Annotated in this window: 16 protein-coding genes; 8 read left to right on the forward strand and 8 right to left on the reverse strand. The window is 58.3% G+C overall.

Annotated elements, in window-relative coordinates:
- Positions 1-17 precede the first annotated feature (17 nt).
- From Q4577_RS16430 to Q4577_RS16440, 3 genes are all read right to left on the reverse strand, one after another.
- The gene (locus tag Q4577_RS16430) at positions 18-1,214 is read right to left on the reverse strand and encodes an AraC family transcriptional regulator (RefSeq protein WP_303467536.1); all 1,197 of its coding nucleotides are present in this window, start codon (positions 1,212-1,214) and stop codon (positions 18-20) included.
- A 264-nt stretch (positions 1,215-1,478) separates the two neighbouring features.
- Positions 1,479-1,967, reverse strand: coding sequence for an ATP-binding protein (locus Q4577_RS16435; RefSeq protein ID WP_303467535.1), 489 nt, complete (start codon positions 1,965-1,967; stop codon positions 1,479-1,481).
- A 13-nt stretch (positions 1,968-1,980) separates the two neighbouring features.
- Positions 1,981-2,964 carry an AraC family transcriptional regulator gene (locus tag Q4577_RS16440; RefSeq protein WP_303467533.1) on the reverse strand — a complete coding sequence of 328 codons (984 nt, stop codon included), beginning with the start codon at positions 2,962-2,964 and terminating at the stop codon, positions 1,981-1,983.
- Between the two features lie 149 nt (positions 2,965-3,113).
- Here Q4577_RS16440 and Q4577_RS16445 point away from each other — a divergent pair, with 149 nt between their 5' ends.
- Both Q4577_RS16445 and Q4577_RS16450 read left to right on the forward strand, forming a co-directional pair.
- Positions 3,114-3,941, forward strand: a complete 828-nt coding sequence (locus Q4577_RS16445; protein WP_303467532.1) for an NAD(P)H-binding protein — start codon at positions 3,114-3,116, stop codon at positions 3,939-3,941.
- Between the two features lie 32 nt (positions 3,942-3,973).
- Positions 3,974-4,378, forward strand: a complete 405-nt coding sequence (locus Q4577_RS16450; protein WP_303467531.1) for a DUF4345 domain-containing protein — start codon at positions 3,974-3,976, stop codon at positions 4,376-4,378.
- Between the two features lie 66 nt (positions 4,379-4,444).
- Here the strand turns inward: Q4577_RS16450 and Q4577_RS16455 are convergent, their stop codons facing one another.
- The gene (locus Q4577_RS16455; RefSeq protein ID WP_303467530.1) at positions 4,445-5,371 is read right to left on the reverse strand and encodes a LysR family transcriptional regulator; all 927 of its coding nucleotides are present in this window, start codon (positions 5,369-5,371) and stop codon (positions 4,445-4,447) included.
- Between the two features lie 180 nt (positions 5,372-5,551).
- On the opposite strand from Q4577_RS16455, the gene Q4577_RS16460 reads away from it, so the two are divergent.
- The 6 genes from Q4577_RS16460 to Q4577_RS16485 all read left to right on the forward strand — a co-directional run bounded on the left by Q4577_RS16460 (position 5,552) and on the right by Q4577_RS16485 (position 12,474).
- Positions 5,552-7,057, forward strand: a complete 1,506-nt coding sequence (locus Q4577_RS16460) for an ABC transporter substrate-binding protein (protein WP_303467529.1) — start codon at positions 5,552-5,554, stop codon at positions 7,055-7,057.
- Between the two features lie 63 nt (positions 7,058-7,120).
- Positions 7,121-8,035 (forward strand): ABC transporter permease, encoded by a 915-nt coding sequence (locus Q4577_RS16465; RefSeq protein WP_303467528.1) that lies wholly within the window; start codon positions 7,121-7,123, stop codon positions 8,033-8,035.
- A gap of 3 nt (positions 8,036-8,038) precedes the next feature.
- A complete protein-coding gene (locus tag Q4577_RS16470; protein WP_303467527.1) occupies positions 8,039-8,965 on the forward strand; it encodes an ABC transporter permease in 927 nt (308 codons plus the stop codon).
- Entirely contained in the window at positions 8,958-10,589 is a 1,632-nt protein-coding gene (locus tag Q4577_RS16475) for an ABC transporter ATP-binding protein (protein ID WP_303467526.1), read from the forward strand. Before Q4577_RS16470 ends, Q4577_RS16475 begins: the two co-directional genes overlap by 8 nt.
- Before the next feature lie 70 nt (positions 10,590-10,659).
- A complete protein-coding gene (locus Q4577_RS16480; protein ID WP_303467525.1) occupies positions 10,660-11,700 on the forward strand; it encodes a DUF475 domain-containing protein in 1,041 nt (346 codons plus the stop codon).
- A gap of 48 nt (positions 11,701-11,748) precedes the next feature.
- Positions 11,749-12,474, forward strand: coding sequence for a ribonuclease activity regulator RraA (locus Q4577_RS16485; protein ID WP_303467524.1), 726 nt, complete (start codon positions 11,749-11,751; stop codon positions 12,472-12,474).
- A gap of 73 nt (positions 12,475-12,547) precedes the next feature.
- Here the strand turns inward: Q4577_RS16485 and Q4577_RS16490 are convergent, their stop codons facing one another.
- Genes Q4577_RS16490 through Q4577_RS16505 form a run of 4 tightly spaced genes read right to left on the reverse strand, consistent with a single transcriptional unit; the run spans position 12,548 to position 16,348 of the window.
- Entirely contained in the window at positions 12,548-13,531 is a 984-nt protein-coding gene (locus tag Q4577_RS16490; RefSeq protein ID WP_303467523.1) for an ABC transporter ATP-binding protein, read from the reverse strand.
- Positions 13,528-14,490, reverse strand: a complete 963-nt coding sequence (locus Q4577_RS16495; RefSeq protein ID WP_303467522.1) for an ABC transporter ATP-binding protein — start codon at positions 14,488-14,490, stop codon at positions 13,528-13,530. Before Q4577_RS16495 ends, Q4577_RS16490 begins: the two co-directional genes overlap by 4 nt.
- On the reverse strand, positions 14,487-15,419 hold the full coding sequence (locus Q4577_RS16500; RefSeq protein ID WP_303467521.1) for an ABC transporter permease: 933 nt from the start codon (positions 15,417-15,419) through the stop codon (positions 14,487-14,489). The genes Q4577_RS16495 and Q4577_RS16500 overlap by 4 nt, the downstream gene beginning before the upstream one ends.
- Entirely contained in the window at positions 15,416-16,348 is a 933-nt protein-coding gene (locus Q4577_RS16505; protein WP_303467520.1) for an ABC transporter permease subunit, read from the reverse strand. The genes Q4577_RS16500 and Q4577_RS16505 overlap by 4 nt, the downstream gene beginning before the upstream one ends.
- Between the last annotated feature and the right edge of the window lie 62 nt (positions 16,349-16,410).

Consider the following 16,410-nt stretch of genomic DNA (forward strand, 5'->3'; position numbering starts at 1 on the left):
ACCTGTCCGGGGGTTCTTTACGGCTTGTGGGTCCGGCGCCATTGGCTTGGGGTTTGATCGGTGATCTTCTTGAAGCTGGCGTTGAAGGTTGATTTGGCGTTGAAACCGACGATCTCGCTGATTTCGATCACGGATTTGTCGGTGCGGATCAACAGATCACAGGCATCGCGAATCCGGCCCTGATTGACATAATCATAAAAGGACATGCCGATCTTGGTATTCAACACCTCGGACAAATGTATCGGTGATACCGCCACTTCGGACGCCAGACTTTGCAGGTTCAAGGCATGATTGCGCCACAGCTGCCCCTCTGTCATTCGCTTTTCAAGCCGTGCGGCAAAGCGGGCGGCATCCTCGGGCCGCAGGCCGGACCGCGCGTATGATTTGTTGGTGTCTTTCTCGGGCGTCGGATCTTCGTTGTCCGGTGGGTCTTGTGTGATGATCTCTTGCGACCATTGCGGCAGTGGCGGCACAGCGCGCAACGCAAAGAGACCAAATGCACCGCTAAGCACCACATCATAGATCAGCGACGCAATGCCATCTCGGACCGAATTCCGCCCCAACAGCATTCCGATTTCATCGGCAATGACGGTCAGCGCAAGGATAAGAATGGTCGCAATCAGCCCGTTCAGCCAATGCAGATTCTTGCCCTCCAGATCCGAAAATACCGCGCGGATATTGCGTTGATGCGCGATCAGAAGGCGGACACAAATCCCGCCATATGTCGCCAAAAGAACAACCCAAAGCCCCCAGAACGCAGTGTTCCCGATCTGAATCAATTCCTGATGCCACGTTGAAAGGTTGGCAACGGCGCGCCCAATGCGCACATCACCCGGCAACGCCAGACTGGGCGCAAGAAAGAGCACCCCGGCGAGGAACGGCAGCAGATGAACCCAATCCCGTCGATCCAGCTTTGGGTCGGAACTGGTCAATGCCCGGACAAAAAAGTAGAGCGACACCAAAAATCCGGGGATCAGGACATCGTTCCAGCGAAAAAACATCGGCGGGGCGGAAAAGACATTCGAATAGGCAAAAGAATTGACCATGTCCGAGGTATTGGCGGTGAAAAAACCGATCATTGCCCAGATATGCATTTTGGACCCGGGGGTTTCCCGCAGGCGGAGCAACAGGCCAAGGATCACAAATATCGAAATTGCCAATGACGCCGCAACGCCCAAATGTTCCCAGTAGAGGTTCGTGTAAATCAACATCATGAATGGGCTACTCCGGCTGGCCAAAAGGAGGCCGGTGCTGAAATGGGTCAATTGAATGGCGCGTTTATTCGACACACGGTTGCAAAGAGCAACCTTTGGATTGCAATTTGGATGCCGGGATCGACCAAGCAATCGGACGGGCGGGCAGGGCGGCCCCCGGGTCTTGGATCGGTTGGTCGTGGCGGTGAATGTCCGCTCATGCAGGACCACCGGGAAAGCGCCGCGTATCAGACAGTGACACCCGTAACAGCGGACAATCTCGCGTCATGCACTGCGCGGGTGATGCAGGATCAGGTTGAAACCCTCATCCGCGGTGGGCGGTGCGAAATGTTTTGAAAATTGCCAGAACTGGTCTTCGGTCACGGCAAAGGGGTGTTCGCCGGCGGCATTGCGTTTTGCCAGCCGCACAAGACAGTCTTCGTCCGGCGTATCCAACACATGCATTTGATGGTCCGCCGTCGTCCCGGCCAGGATTTCACGCATCCAGCCCCGTTGCCCGACCGTGTTGGCGGGAAAATCCAGAACGATGCTTGTTCCAGCATTCAGCAGTGACACCAGATGCGGCGCCATGATGCTGCGCAGTTTGCCCGCGCAGCGCATGTAATCGGCCCCCGTTTGCATTTGCTCGCCAAACAGCGCGCCAAGCCATTCATCCTCCGCGACCAGAACGCCACCGTCGCGGACCAACTGATGTGCCAGCGTTGATTTGCCGGATGCGATTTTGCCGCAAAGCATATGAAGCGTTGAAGCCATTGTTCCTGTCCTTCTATGTCGTGATGTCCTGTAAAGCCCGCCGCGCCTGTCCCGGAGTGGTGCCGAACACCCGCTTGAAGGCGCGGTTGAAGGCGGGTTCGGATTGGTAGCCGAGGTCAGCGGCGATATTGGCAATCGGCTGCGCGGTTTCGCGCAAACTCCGCCGCGCAAGGTTCATGCGCCATTCCGCAAGATATTGCATCGCGGGCGTGCCAACGAGGGTGGTGAACCGCGCCGCAAAGGCAGAACGGGACATGCCCGCCACCTGAGCCAGAGTCTCGACCGACCAGACGGCCGCCGGATCGCGGTGAATGGCGACAATGGCCCGCCCGATCTGTGGGTCGCGCGCGGCCTTTAGCCAGCCCCGGTGTGCATCCGGCGATCGGGTCAGCCAGCGGCGTATGGCTTCGATCACCACGACATCGGCCAGCCGCGTGATGACGGTTTCCCCGCCGGGACGGAGCTCGCGGGCTTCGCGCGCAATGAATCGCAATGTGCCTTGCAGCCAACTTCCGGCGTCTTCTTCCCATGGGTCGATCTTCAGCACATCGGGCAGAAGCGCCATCAACATCGGGCTGGACGCATGATCAAGCCGGGCAAGCCCGTACATGATGCTGCACGCCGCGCCGCAGCCGCCGAATTCCACGGTTTCGTAAAGCTCTGTCACCTTGCGGATCGGCAGCTCTTCGAGCGTCATCAACGGGGCCTCCGGGTCGCTGTAAAGGTTGATCGGCGTGCCCTTGGTCATCAGCACAAGGTCGCCTTTCTGGATTTCGAACGGCGCATCATCACCGACCTTCAGCCAGGCCCGCCCGTCAATCACCACGGCAAAGCTCATGACCTCGGGAAAGCCGGGGATGGTGATGCCCCAGGGGGCGGTCAGCCGCGACTGGCAATAGAAGGTGCCGGTCAGTTTGAGCAGATGCAGGATCTCGCCCAGCGGATCACCAATGGGCTGGGCCAGACGCGCGGGGTTGGGAACATGTGGTTCTGTCATGGGGGGATTGTGGCCCGGGGAATGCGGGTCGTCCAGATTGTTTGGACGATCAGTCAAGAATATCGGACGCTCGGGAATGGTGCGTCCAGAAACCTTGGGCGAAAACAGGTCATCGAACGAAGGCTTCATCAAAACCCAAGGAGGTCCCAATGACCAACCAACCCATTCTCGTCCTCGGCGCCACTGGCAAGACCGGCGCGCGGATCGCTCAGCGGCTCGAAGCAAAGGGCCTGCCGGTGCGCCGTGGCTCTCGGGCGGCGACGATCCCCTTTGACTGGAACGCACCCGACACCTGGGGGCCTGTTCTGAGCGGCGTGTCGGCGGTTTATATTTCCTATTACCCCGATATCGCGGTGCCGGGCGCGGTGGACACCGTCGCGGCCTTCACCGAACAGGCCCGCGCCTCAGGTGTTGCCAAGATCGTGCTGTTGACGGGGCGTGGCGAATATCACGCCCAGCGCGCAGAAGAGGTGGTTCGCACCTCTGGCGTGCCGTTCACCATCGTCCGCGCGGCCTGGTTTGCCCAGAACTTCTCTGAAGGGGCGTTACATGCACCGGTGATGGCCGGCGTTCTGCCAATGCCCGGCGGCGAAGTGCAGGAACCGATTGCGGATGTGGACGACATCGCCGATGTCGCGGTGGCCGCCCTGAGTGAATCGGGCCATGACGGCGACACATACGAGGTCACAGGCCCGCGTTTGATGACATTTGCCGAGATGGCCGGAGTGCTTTCGGCGGCATCTGGTCGCCTGATCGCCCATATGCCCATCTCATTCGAGGACTTTCACGCCGCGTTGCTTGCATCACAGGGCGAAATGATTGCCGACGTTTTGACCGAGATCGCCCGCGAAACGCTGGACGGTCGCAATGCCGATCTTGGCGATGGTGTTCAACGTGCCCTTGGCCGTGCGCCGCGCGACTTTGCCACCTTTGCCAGAGATGCCGCCCGGTCCGGGGCCTGGGCCGACGCGGCCTGAACCCTGTCCCACGCTACAAAAAGGAAATTTCAATGTCTCTTTATCACAAACTTACCCTTGGTGCCGCCGGTTTGACCGCGCTTGGCATCGGTCTCGCCATCACCTTTGTGCCGCATGGGTTTTATGCCGGTTACGGCATCGTCCTTGGGTCCGACCCAACACGGCTGAGCGAATTGCGCGCCCCCGGCGCCAACCTTGCGGCCCTTGGCGCGGTGATCCTGACCGGCGCCCTACGTCCCGCTCTGACATATCTGTCAGCGATGCTTGGCACCCTGGTTTTTTTCGCGTTTGCTTTTGGTCGCTTGGTCAGCATCGCGCTGGACGGCTGGCCGAGTGAAAGCATCCTGACCGCCCTGGTGATCGAGCTGGGATTTGGCGCGCTATGCCTGTTCGGGTTGCGGCGGCAGAGACGGGCACCGCGCGCCGTGGCAATGTGATGACAAAGAGGTGGGGCATCGCAACGCGGCCTCACCTCCGCGACTGATGTGATGGCCGCACAGGTGTCATGACCCGCCAGCGGTTTCGCGAAATGGGTGCAGCAGGTCGATGATCAACGCCTTGACCCGATCGCGCACCATCGTATTTCGACCGGGCCGAGAGACCAGATACATGTCCGATCTGAACTGCGTCGGCAGTTCCAATTCGCGGTAAACCGTATTGGCCATTTGGATGATCTGGGCCGAGCGCGGCACAATCGCGAATCCCAAGCCCTGATTCACCAGACTGATCACCGCATGGGTTTGGCTGACGCTCAATTGCGTGTCCGGCATGATGCCGCTGGCATAAAACAACGCGTCCAAAGTTTCCTTCAGGAACCCGCCGCGATCCTTGGCAAAAGAGATATAGGGCGCATTGTCGAAGTCGGAAATCGACAGATCCACTTTTTTTGCCAGTGGATTGCTGCCCGGGATCGCCAGAACAAAGGGTTCGTTGACGACACGGGTACGCTCGATTTCACCGCGCGGGGTCTCCATCCGGGTCAGGCCCAGATCTATACGCCCAGAGCGTTGCGCTTCGATCACCTCATAGCCCATCATTTCGATCGGCGTCAGGGTGACATTGGGCATGGTTTCCGCCATTTTCTGGGCGATCATCGGTACAAACCGAAACGCCGCAGAGGGCACAAATCCCAAAGCCACGCTGCCGGTTTCGCCACGTTCTGCCTGACGTGCGTTCAGCACAGCCTGTTCAGAACGTTGGATAATATCAATCGCACTTTGATAGAAACTTTCCCCGGCCGAGGTCAGCCTGACATGTCGGTTGCTGCGTTCCAACAGCGTCAGGTTCACCCGGTCCTCCAGAATCTTGATCTGGCGCGACAGGGGGGGCTGCGTCATGTTCAAACGGTCGGCGGCGCGGCGAAAACTCAGCTCTTCTGCCACCGCCACAAAGCACCTCATCTGGAAATATTCGAACGGTCCCTGCGCCATAATGCTCCCCTTGAATGGTGACGTGGTTTTAGTGGTCGATACAAATAGTGTATCACAGCAATCCAAATTTGGAATTTACAAAACGGCGAACATTCCCATTTTGAAGGCGTGGCACCGATGGAACACAAGCGCGTCAAAAACGCGGGTTGCACCGGGATCACGTCAAACCGGGAGGATAAAATGACTAGGAAAACGCATTTGATCGCGGCGACGGCAATGGCATCGACCATCGCGTTCGCAAGCCACGCTCAGGACAATTCGGTGACCATCGTATTGTCGGAAGAGCTGGAAATCGTCGAACCCTGTTCGTCCACCAAATCCAATGTGGGCCGGGTTCTGTTTCAGAATATTTCCGAAACCGTAACCGAAATGAACCCCGCCACCGGGCTTCAGCCGCGTCTCGCCAAAAGCTGGGAGGACATGGGCAACGGCACCTGGCGTTTTCATCTGCGCGATGGCGTGACCTTTAGCGATGGCACCGCGATGGAGGCCGACGACGTGGCGCATTCGCTGGTTCGGATGAAGTCCCCGGATATTGCCTGTGAAATCGGCGCCAAATTCTTTGGTGGCATCGACATCACATCGAACATCGTGGACGCCCATACGCTGGATGTCACGGCCGATCCGGCCCAACCGATTTTGCCAATGTTGATGTCGACGGTCACGGTCACCCCGGCGGAAACACCGTTGGACAGTTTCGTCGATCACCCCATTGGCACCGGGCCATATACGTTTGATGAATATGCCCGCGGGCAGCACATCAAACTTGGCGCCAATCCAAATTACTGGGGCGATCAGCCCGCTGTGCAATCGGCCACTTATGTGTTCCGCGGCGACAGCGCGGTGCGGTCTGCCATGGTTGCCGCAGGCGAGGCGGACATCGCCCCCAATATCGCTCTGCAGGATGCCAGCGATCCGGGCATGGATTTCTCTTATCCGAATTCGGAAACGGTTTTCCTGCGGATTGAACATGCCCAGGCGCCGCTGAATGACGTTCGGGTGCGCGAGGCGCTGAACCTGGCGATTGACCGCGAGGCCTTTGTCGGCACGATCCTGGCCAATGGCACCTTGCTGGCAACCGGCATCACACCCCCGTCGACCATCGGCTATGACCATGATCTGACGCCTTATGCCTATGACCCGGAACGGGCGCGCGCGTTGCTGGCAGAGGCCAAGGCAGACGGCGTTCCGGTTGATGCCGAGATCACGCTGATCGGGCGGCTCAACAACTTTGCCAATGTTCTGGAAACCATGGAGGCGATGCTGGCGATGTACCAGGACGTCGGTTTCAACATGAAGCTGGAAATGGTCGAAGTTGCGGAATGGCTGGAACGCTATGCCAAACCCTTCCCGGAAAATCGCGGGCCTGAATTGATCGAAGCGCAGCACGACAATGCCAATGGCGATCCGGTGTTTTCGATGTACTTCAAATATCACTCGGACGGCCAACAATCCGGCATTACCGACCCCAAGGTTGATGCAATGATTGCCGATGCCACGGCGGCGACCGGCGACGAACGCGCAGCCAAGTGGAAAGCGCTGTTCAGCTATCTGCATGAAGAGATCATTGCCGATGTCATGTTGTTCCACATGGTCGGGTTCAGCCGGGTGAACCCGCGTTTGGATTTTGCGCCCAGCATTCGCACCAACAGCGAACTGCAACTGTCGCAGATCAAGTTCAAGTAACGTGACCCTGGCGGCGGGCCGGTCCAATGGCCTGCCGCCAACAAAACTCAAAGGTCTGCCACTATGATGAAGTTCCTGGGACGGCGCGCAGTTGCGAGTGCCATTTCTCTTGTTGGTTTGATGTTGCTGGTGTTTTTCCTGAGCCGGCTTACGGGCGATCCCACCGGGCTTTACCTGCCGTTGGATGCGTCAGAGGAAAGCCGAAATCAGTTCCGCGAGATTCATGGTTTGAACGACCCGCTGTTCGTTCAGTTCCTCAGCTATATGGCGGATCTGGTCCGGCTTGATTTCGGCGATTCAATTCGCCGCTCTGAACCGGCGATTGATGTGGTCTTGCGTGGATTTGCCTGGACCCTGCAACTGGCGGTGATCACCATGTCGTTGGTGGTGGTTTTTGCCATCATCCTTGGGTCGCTGGCGGCGTTTCATGTGGGCGGCGTGTTTGACCGGCTTGCGACGTTCTTTTCATTGATCGGATCAAGCGCGCCGGATTTCTGGATTGCCATTGTTGCCATTGTGATCTTTTCGGTCAATCTGGGGTGGTTTCCGACCTCTGGCACCGGCACGGTCTGGCATTGGGTGATGCCGATTTCGGTTCTGTTCATCCGGCCCTTTGGTCTTATCCTGCAGATCGTTCGTGGCTCGATGATCACGGCGTTGGGATCGGCCTATGTCAAAACCGCCCGTGCCAAGGGGGTTGGCAACCGGCCAATCATCTTTGTCCATGCGCTGCGCAACGCGCTTTTGCCGGTGATTACGGTGATTGGCGACCAGGCGGCGGCGCTGTTGAACGGGGCGGTTGTGATTGAATCGATCTTCGGCTTTCCCGGAATTGGCAAGCTTATGATCGACTCTATCCTGCAACGTGACTTCACCGTTGTCATGGCCGCGATCATGGTCACGGCACTGGCGATCTTCCTCATGAACCTTGTGATCGACATTCTTTATTCGATCCTCGATCCCCGCATCAGGTATTGACCCATGGCACAGACTGACCTTTCGTCTTCCGACATTCCCGCCGCACCCAATCCACTGGTTCAGACCCTGCGGATGCTCTGGGCCGATAAATTCGCCTTTGTCTCGGTGATTTTTCTGCTTCTGATCCTGTTCTGCGCCGCTTTCGGCCCGATGCTGCTGGAAGATGTTGCAACCAAACAAAACCTGCGTGGCCGCAATGCGCCGCCGTTCGATTTCTCGAAAAACTGGGTCTATTGGCTTGGCGGTGATGCGCTGGGCCGGCCTTTGCTGGCGCGGATCGTCGTGGCGTCACAGAACACGATTTTTGTCGCGGCGGGCGCTGTTTTCTTTTCGCTGGCGATTGGCACCGCGCTGGGCCTGATCGCGGGCTACACCACCAGAACCTGGAGCCAGGTGATCATGCGGCTGGCCGATATCATCATGTCGTTTCCATCGCTTCTGTTGGCCGTGATCGTGTTGTTCATGCTGGAAAGTTCGGTGTTCAATCTGGTGGTGGTTCTGGCGATCACCCGCATTCCGGTCTATCTGCGGACCGCCCGCGCCGAAACGCTTGAGGTGCGCGAACGGATGTTTGTTCAGGCCGCCCGCGTCATGGGCGCGTCGACCAAGCGGATCATTTTCCGCCACATCCTGCCGGTGGTGTTTCCGACGCTGATCACCATTGCGACGCTGGATTTTGCCTTTGTCATGCTGGCGGAATCCTCGCTTTCGTTTCTTGGCATCGGCATCCAGCCGCCTGAAATCACCTGGGGGCTGATGGTGGCGCAGGGGCGGCCCTATCTGACAACGGCCTGGTGGCTGTCGTTCTGGCCGGGGCTGGTGATCATCCTGACCACGCTGTCGCTCAATCTTGTGTCGCATTGGATGCGCACCGCGCTTGATCCGGCACAACGCTGGCGGTTGGAAAATGTGAGGAAGAAAAATGGATAATCGTCTTCTTTCGGTCAAAAACCTGTCGGTGGATTTCCACACCTCGCATGGCACGGTGCATGCGGTCCGCGATGTCAGCTGGCATCTGGACCGGGGCGAAACGCTGGCCATTCTGGGGGAATCCGGGTCGGGGAAATCTGTGTCGGCTTCGGCGATCCTGAACTTGATCGACATGCCACCGGGGGAGATCACCCAGGGCGAGATCCTGTTCGAGGGCAGGGACGTGCTGACGATGTCATCCGAGGATCGGCGCAATCTGAACGGCCATCGGATTGCGATGATCTTTCAGGATCCGCTCAGCCATTTGAACCCGGTCTACACCGTGGGATTTCAAATTGCCGAGGCCATGACCGCCCATGGCATCGACAAGGCCGAGGCCCGCAGCCGCACCATTTCCCTGATGCAGCGGGTGGGCATTCCAGAGCCGGACACCAAGGTGGATGCCTATCCGCACCAATTCTCTGGCGGGCAGCGCCAGCGGATCATGATTGCCATGGCCCTGGCATTGAAACCCGACATTCTGATTGCGGATGAGCCGACCACCGCATTGGACGTCACGGTTCAGGCCCAGATCCTGGCGCTGCTCAAGGAGTTGCAGCAGGAAACCGGCATGGGGCTGTTGTTGATCACCCATGATCTGGGTGTGGTGGCCGAAGTGGCGGACCGCGTTGTGGTGATGAACGCGGGCCAGATCGTGGAAACCGGCACCGCGGCCGAGGTCTATCACAGGCCGACCCATCCCTATACCAAAAAGCTGATTGCCGCGATCCCCGGCGATGGCGCAATGGCAGAGCCGCTGGACAGCGCCACCAAACCGATCCTGGATATCACGGGGCTGACCAAACACTATGGGTCTTTTGTGGCGCTGGATGCTGCCAACCTGACGGTGTTGCCGGGGGAATCCGTGGCCATTGTCGGCGAATCCGGTTCGGGGAAATCCACGTTGGCAAAAACCGTTTTGCGTCTGGAAGAAGCCACAAGCGGCAGCGCCCTGTTCGAAGGGCGTGATCTGGTCAGCATGAATGACAAAGAGCTGTTCAACCTGCGACGCGACATTCAGATGGTGTTTCAGGATCCGACCCAATCCCTGAACCCGCGCATGTCGATCTTTGACATCATTACCGAGGCTTTTGTGATCCACCCCGAGATCCTCGACAAGGCTCAGTGGAAATCGCGGGTCTGTGCGTTGTTGGAACAGGTCGGGCTGAAGGCGGATCATATGTATCGCTACCCGCATCAGTTTTCCGGCGGCCAGCGTCAACGGATTGCGATTGCCCGCGCCTTGGCGTTGGAACCAAAGCTGATTGTCTGTGACGAAGCGGTTTCCGCATTGGATGTCTCGATCCAGGCGCAGGTCCTGTCGCTGTTGACCGGATTGCAGGACGAACTGGGGTTAAGTTACCTCTTTATCGCCCATGATCTGCCTTTGGTGCGGGATTTTGCCCATCGCGTGATTGTCATGCAGGCGGGCAAGATTGTCGAACAAGGTCCGGTTGCCCAGATATTTGACGCCCCGCAACAGGAATACACCCGCAATCTGATTGCCGCCAGCCTGTCGCCGAACCCCGATATTCAGGCAGAAAGACGCGCGGCGGCACGACAGCTGCACGGGGTCGACGCATGACATCCACCATTGCCACTGTTGCCAGCTGGCCCCCATCACCCGAGACTGACCGGATACCAAGGACCGCCAAATGACCAAAACGCTCGCCTACTTTCGCTGGCCATTTCTGTTCACCGCAATAGGTTTGGCCCTGGCCTTTTGGCTGGGCTATCACACCACCGGCACCTTTGCCGGCGGGCTGTCGTTCTTCTTTCTTGGGTCGATCCTGGCGGTTCTGGAAATCTCGCTCAGTTTCGATAACGCCATCGTCAATGCCAACATCCTGAAAACAATGGATGAAAAATGGCAACATCGGTTCCTGACCTGGGGGATTGTGATTGCCGTCTTTGGCATGCGCATCGTGTTCCCGCTGGCGGTTGTGGCCATCGCAGCCAAGATCGGCCCGGTGTCCGCGATGATCCTGGCCGCCACCGATCCATTGCAATACGCCCATATCATGGAAGAGGCCCATATCGGGATTTCCGCCTTTGGCGGCACCTTTCTGATGATGGTGGCGCTGACCTTTTTCTTTGACCAATCGAAAGAGGTGGATTGGATTCGGCTGATCGAATGCCGGCTGCGCAGCTGGGCCTCTATTCGTGGCTTGGAAATTGCCTTTGTTCTGACTGCCGCGCTGTTGTTGTCAGCCGCATTGCCCGACGAAGACAGCGCCACATTTCTTTTCGCAGCCGTCTTTGGCATGGTGACTTTTCTGGCGGTGGAACTGGTGGCGCATATTCTCGACTCGCAGAAAGAGGCGCAAACCATGGCCGCCAAAGGGGGATTTGGCGCGTTTCTGTATCTGGAAATTCTGGATGCCAGTTTCTCTTTCGACGGCGTGATTGGCGCATTTGCCCTGACCCAGAATCTGTTTCTGATTGCAATCGGGCTGGGAATTGGGGCGTTTTATGTCCGCTCCATGACCATCATGCTGGTCGAACGCGAAACCCTGTCGGAATTCCGTTATCTGGAGCATGGCGCATTTTATTCGGTGCTGGCATTGTCGATGATCATGTACGCACAATCGCTTTGGCATGTGCCAGAGCTATTCACCGGGTTGATTGGCGCCAGCTTGATTGGCCTGTCCCTGTATTCTTCGATCCGCCACAACAAAGCAAATCTTTCGGCCTGACCACACGGGTCGCTGACACCCACAACAGACAATAAAAAAGGAACGCCGATGTCCGAGTATGAGTTTTCAACCGAAACGCGAGAGCGCCTTGAAACGGTGTCCGTTGCCACATTGGCCACAGCCCTGTACAAGCGCGGATTGCGCAATCAGGTGATCCAGGATGTGCGCCCCGTGGGACGCAAAGGGTTCAATATGGTCGGGCCGGCCTTTACCCTTCGCTACATGCCCGCCCGAGAAGATCGCAACCAACTGGTGGAATTCCGCAATCCGGAACATCCGCAGCGGCATGCGGTCGAAACCTGCCCGCCGGGGCATGTGATGGTGATGGACAGCCGCAAAAGCGCCACGGCGGCATCGGCCGGCGACATTCTGGTCACCCGGTTGATGATGCGCGGCGTGGCGGGGGTGGTTACCGATGGCGGATTTCGTGATGCGATGAATATCGCCGAATTGGACATGCCGACCTATCACAACCGGCCCTCCAGCCCGACCAATCTGACCACAAACGAGGCGATTGATATCAATGTGCCGATCGGCTGTGGCGACGCACCGGTGTTTCCCGGTGATATTGTGGTGGGCGATGATGATAGCGTCATTGTGATCCCGGCGCATCTGGCCGAGGAGGTTGCGCTGGAGGCGGTTGAAATGACGGTGTTCGAGGATTTCGTGCTGAGCCAGGTCAAGGGCGGCGCCGGGATCATCGGGCTCTATCCCGCTACTCAGGATGCCACGCTGGAGGCATTTGCAAAATGGCGCGCCGAGCAGGGGCGATAGACCCACACTAAAGGGGAAGGGGGATTGCCCCCCTTGCGACTTGCCTCACTATGGCAAGTCGCTCCGGGCGTTTCTATTCCGCCTCGACCTTGATGCAGGCGACATCAGACGGACCAATGCGGCGCATCTCCGGGCGGGCCGCGCCACATTGGGACGAGGCCATGACGCAGCGGCTTTGAAAGAAACAGCCCGACGGAAGTTTGAGCGGACTGGGCAAATCGCCTTCCAGGATCTGCGGAATGACGCGCACATCCGGGTCCGGCACCGGCACCGCCGACAACAGCGCCTTGGTATAGGGATGGTGCGGTGCGCCAACGACATCGCGCGCGGGACCATGTTCCATCATCCCGCCCAGATACATCACCAGAACATCATTCGAAATATGGCGCACGATCCCGATGTCATGCGCCACAAAAATCAGCGTCAGATCCATCTCGCGTTGCAGATCGCGCAGCAGATTGATCACCTGGGCCTGAATTGACACATCCAGCGCCGACACCGGTTCATCACACAGGATCAGCGACGGTTCCGCCGCCAGCGCGCGGGCAATCCCGATCCGCTGGCATTGGCCGCCGGAAAACTCATGCGGATAGCGGTTGGCGCTGCGTTCGGCGATCCCGACCCGGTCCAGAAGCTCGCGCACGTTCTGGCGGCGTTCCTTGGCCGACCGGTCGGGAAAGAAGGTGCGGATCGGCTCTTCTACGGTTTGGTGGATCGTCATGCGCGGGTTGAGCGAGGCAACCGGATCCTGAAAGATCATCTGAACCGAGCGCCGCAAATCCAGCACATCCTGCCGCGAGGTGTAATCGACAGCTTTGCCAGCAAGCGTGACCGTGCCACGCACCGGTGGCGACAACCCGGCAATCGCCCGGATCAGGGTGGATTTTCCGCAGCCGGATTCGCCGACAATGCCCAGCGTCTTGCCCGGCATAAGATCAAAGGACACACCATTGACCGCATTCACCTTGTCCGGGGTTTGCCACGGCCAGGTGGCGGAATTGGTCATGGTGAATTCCACCGCCAGATCGCGGACCGACAAAAGGGGGTGCTGGCTCATGTCAGATCCTCCACCGGGCGGATACAGGCGCGTTGGCGTGCGCCCCCGGTCAGTTCCGGCACGCCTTTGTGACAGGCTTCCACCACATCCACACAGCGCGGGGCAAACGGACAGCCCGACAGCGCCAGCATCTGGTTGGGCGGCTGGCCGGGGATCGCCACAAGGTCGGCGTCTTCGTCATGCACATTCGGCACCGCCCGCAACAGCCCGCGGGTATAGGGATGGCCCGGCGCCGCAAACAGCCCACGGGTGTCGGCGCGTTCCATCACACGGCCCGAATACAGCACCAGCGTGTTTTCGCAGGTCCCGGCAACAACCCCCAGATCATGGGTAATCAGAAGGATTGCGGTCCCCATATCGCGGCGGATGTCATCCAGAAGCCGCATGATCTGCGCCTGAACGGTCACGTCCAGCGCGGTTGTCGGCTCATCCGCAAGGATCAGTTTCGGATTGCACAACAGCGCCATGGCAATCACGATCCGCTGGCGCATCCCGCCGGAAAACTCATGCGGATAGGCGCGCAGACGGTTTTTGGCATCCGGGATTTGCACCGCATCCATCGCCGCCAACACACGCTTGCGCGCGGCATCGCCCTTCAGACCCTCATGCAGTTCCAAACTCTCGTTCAACTGACGTTCAACCGTCATGTAGGGGTTCAGCGACGACATCGGATCCTGAAAGATCATCGCGATTTCCTTGGCGCGGATCTTGTTCAATTGCGGCTGTGACAGCGCCAGAAGATCCTGACCGCCGTAAGCGATCTTGCCGGATGCTTTGGCGTTTGAGGCCAGGAGCCCAAGGATCGACAGGGCGATCTGGGATTTGCCCGACCCGGATTCCCCGACAAGCGCCACGGTTTCACCCGCCGCGATGTCGAAGGACACATCATTCACCGCGCGCACAAATCCATCCGGCGTGTGGAACCCGATCGACAGGTTTTCTACGGATAATAGCGTCATGAGCGTTCCTTCGGATCCAGCGCATCCCGCAAGCCATCACCGATATAATAGAGTGAAATCTGATTGACCGCGAAAAAGGCCGCCGGGAACAGCAATTGCCATAACGCGCCATAGGTCATGGTGCGGGCGCCTTCGGAAATCAACGCGCCCCAGCTGGTCGATGGTTCCTGAATGCCAACGCCCAGAAAGGACACAAGGCTTTCCATCATGATGGCGTCGGGAATGGTGATGGAGGTATAGATCACGATCACCCACAGCATGTTCGGCATGATGTGGCGCAGGATGATCTTGGCATCCGACAGGCCCAACATGCGGGCCGCATCCACAAATTCACGGTTTTTCAAGGTCATCACCTGACCGCGCGTGATCAACAGCCCCGCAGGCCAGTTGATGATCACCATGACAATGATCATCTGCGACACCGACCGGCCAAAGAACGCCTGCCAGACCACGAAAAAGATGATGTAGGGGATCGACAGGGTGATGTTATAGGCGCCCATGATGATCTGATCTGTTCGCCCGCCGTAATACCCGGCAAGCGCGCCAAAGAAAGAGCCGATCATCACCGCGACAACCCCGGCGATAAAGCCGACCATCAACGACACCCGCGTGCCCTGAACCACCCGCGCATAAAGATCACGGCCCAACTCATCGACCCCAAACCAATGGCCATTGGACAGGCTCGGCCCGCCTTCTTCGTTGACTTTGCCAAGCAACGACCAGTCAATTTCCTCGATACTGTAGCGCGCGAATAACCCGCCAAAGATGGCAAACAGGGCAATGCAGCACAGAAACCCCACCGCGACCACCGCCATGCGGTTGCGGAAAAACCGCCGGCGCGCATCGGACCAGAAAGAGCGATTATTGATCATCTCTTCGGCGGCGGCGGTCTGGTACTCTGCGCTTTTCATGGCTTTTGGCGCGATCATTTCATGCCACTCCGCACTTTGGGATCAATGACCGCATAGGCCAGATCAACACATAAATTCAGTATGAAAGTCAGCACGCTATAAAGGATAGCTAACCCAAGGATCACGGAATAGTCGCGGGTGTAAGCGGCATCAATGAACTTCTGTCCGATGCCACCGGTCGAAAAGAACACGTCGATAAAGACCGATCCGGTGATCATGTAGACGAACACCGGCGACATATAGGCAATGACCGGCAAAAGCGTCGGTTTCAATGCGTGGCGGATCAGGATTGTCCGCTCCGGCAACCCCTTGGCGCGGGCGGTGCGGATATAGGGCGCGCTCATGACTTCGAGCAGCGATGACCGGGTGATCCGGGCTACATTGGCCAGATAGGACGTGCCCAGCGCCACCGCCGGCATGATGACATACGACCAATGACCGCCATTCCAGCCGCCCCCCGGCAGCCACCCCAACGCCAGCGTGAAGGTCAGCACCATGATCGGGGCAAGGACGAAATTCGGGAAAATCTGGCTGAAAATCGCCAGCCCGGTCATGACGTAATCCCAGGTGCTGTTATGGCGCAGCGCCGCAATCAGACCAAGCGGAATGCCCATCACCAGCACGAACACCGCAGACCAGAAACCATAGGTCAGCGTGACAGGAAAACCCGAGGCGATCAGATCGTTCACGTCACGATCGCGCTGCGCGAAACTGGGGCCGAAATCGAAATGCAAAATGATGTTTTTCAGATAGGTCCAAAGCTGCACGTACAACGGCTGATCCAGCCCGTATCGTTCCAGCACATTGGCCATGATCGCCGGCGGAAGGGGGCGTTCGGATGTGAACGGGCCACCCGGCGCCAGGCGCATCAAAAAGAAACACGCGACAATCAACAAAAGGATCGTCGGCACGACCGCCAGGGTGCGGCGCAGCGAATATTTTAGCATGGGTTACCTATCGAACCCTGCCGCCCCTTGACGGGCAGCAGGGTCTTTGGTTGGCAAAGGAA

The sequence above is a fragment of the Marinovum sp. 2_MG-2023 genome (genome assembly GCF_030548265.1).
Lineage (GTDB): Bacteria > Pseudomonadota > Alphaproteobacteria > Rhodobacterales > Rhodobacteraceae > Marinovum.

What these genes read in the sequence shown, in the direction of transcription:
- Q4577_RS16440 (WP_303467533.1), bottom strand. Translation starts at nt 2,964, where the DNA reads ATGACAGAACCACATGTTCCCAACCCCGCGCGTCTGGCCCAGCCCATT.
- Q4577_RS16470 (WP_303467527.1), top strand. Translation starts at nt 8,039, where the DNA reads ATGGCACAGACTGACCTTTCGTCTTCCGACATTCCCGCCGCACCCAAT.
- Q4577_RS16500 (WP_303467521.1), bottom strand. Translation starts at nt 15,419, where the DNA reads ATGATCGCGCCAAAAGCCATGAAAAGCGCAGAGTACCAGACCGCCGCC.
- Q4577_RS16455 (WP_303467530.1), bottom strand. Translation starts at nt 5,371, where the DNA reads ATGGCGCAGGGACCGTTCGAATATTTCCAGATGAGGTGCTTTGTGGCG.
- Q4577_RS16485 (WP_303467524.1), top strand. Translation starts at nt 11,749, where the DNA reads ATGTCCGAGTATGAGTTTTCAACCGAAACGCGAGAGCGCCTTGAAACG.
- Q4577_RS16460 (WP_303467529.1), top strand. Translation starts at nt 5,552, where the DNA reads ATGACTAGGAAAACGCATTTGATCGCGGCGACGGCAATGGCATCGACC.
- Q4577_RS16505 (WP_303467520.1), bottom strand. Translation starts at nt 16,348, where the DNA reads ATGCTAAAATATTCGCTGCGCCGCACCCTGGCGGTCGTGCCGACGATC.
- Q4577_RS16490 (WP_303467523.1), bottom strand. Translation starts at nt 13,531, where the DNA reads ATGAGCCAGCACCCCCTTTTGTCGGTCCGCGATCTGGCGGTGGAATTC.
- Q4577_RS16465 (WP_303467528.1), top strand. Translation starts at nt 7,121, where the DNA reads ATGATGAAGTTCCTGGGACGGCGCGCAGTTGCGAGTGCCATTTCTCTT.
- Q4577_RS16435 (WP_303467535.1), bottom strand. Translation starts at nt 1,967, where the DNA reads ATGGCTTCAACGCTTCATATGCTTTGCGGCAAAATCGCATCCGGCAAA.
- Q4577_RS16475 (WP_303467526.1), top strand. Translation starts at nt 8,958, where the DNA reads ATGGATAATCGTCTTCTTTCGGTCAAAAACCTGTCGGTGGATTTCCAC.
- Q4577_RS16450 (WP_303467531.1), top strand. Translation starts at nt 3,974, where the DNA reads ATGTCTCTTTATCACAAACTTACCCTTGGTGCCGCCGGTTTGACCGCG.
- Q4577_RS16430 (WP_303467536.1), bottom strand. Translation starts at nt 1,214, where the DNA reads ATGATGTTGATTTACACGAACCTCTACTGGGAACATTTGGGCGTTGCG.
- Q4577_RS16495 (WP_303467522.1), bottom strand. Translation starts at nt 14,490, where the DNA reads ATGACGCTATTATCCGTAGAAAACCTGTCGATCGGGTTCCACACGCCG.
- Q4577_RS16480 (WP_303467525.1), top strand. Translation starts at nt 10,660, where the DNA reads ATGACCAAAACGCTCGCCTACTTTCGCTGGCCATTTCTGTTCACCGCA.
- Q4577_RS16445 (WP_303467532.1), top strand. Translation starts at nt 3,114, where the DNA reads ATGACCAACCAACCCATTCTCGTCCTCGGCGCCACTGGCAAGACCGGC.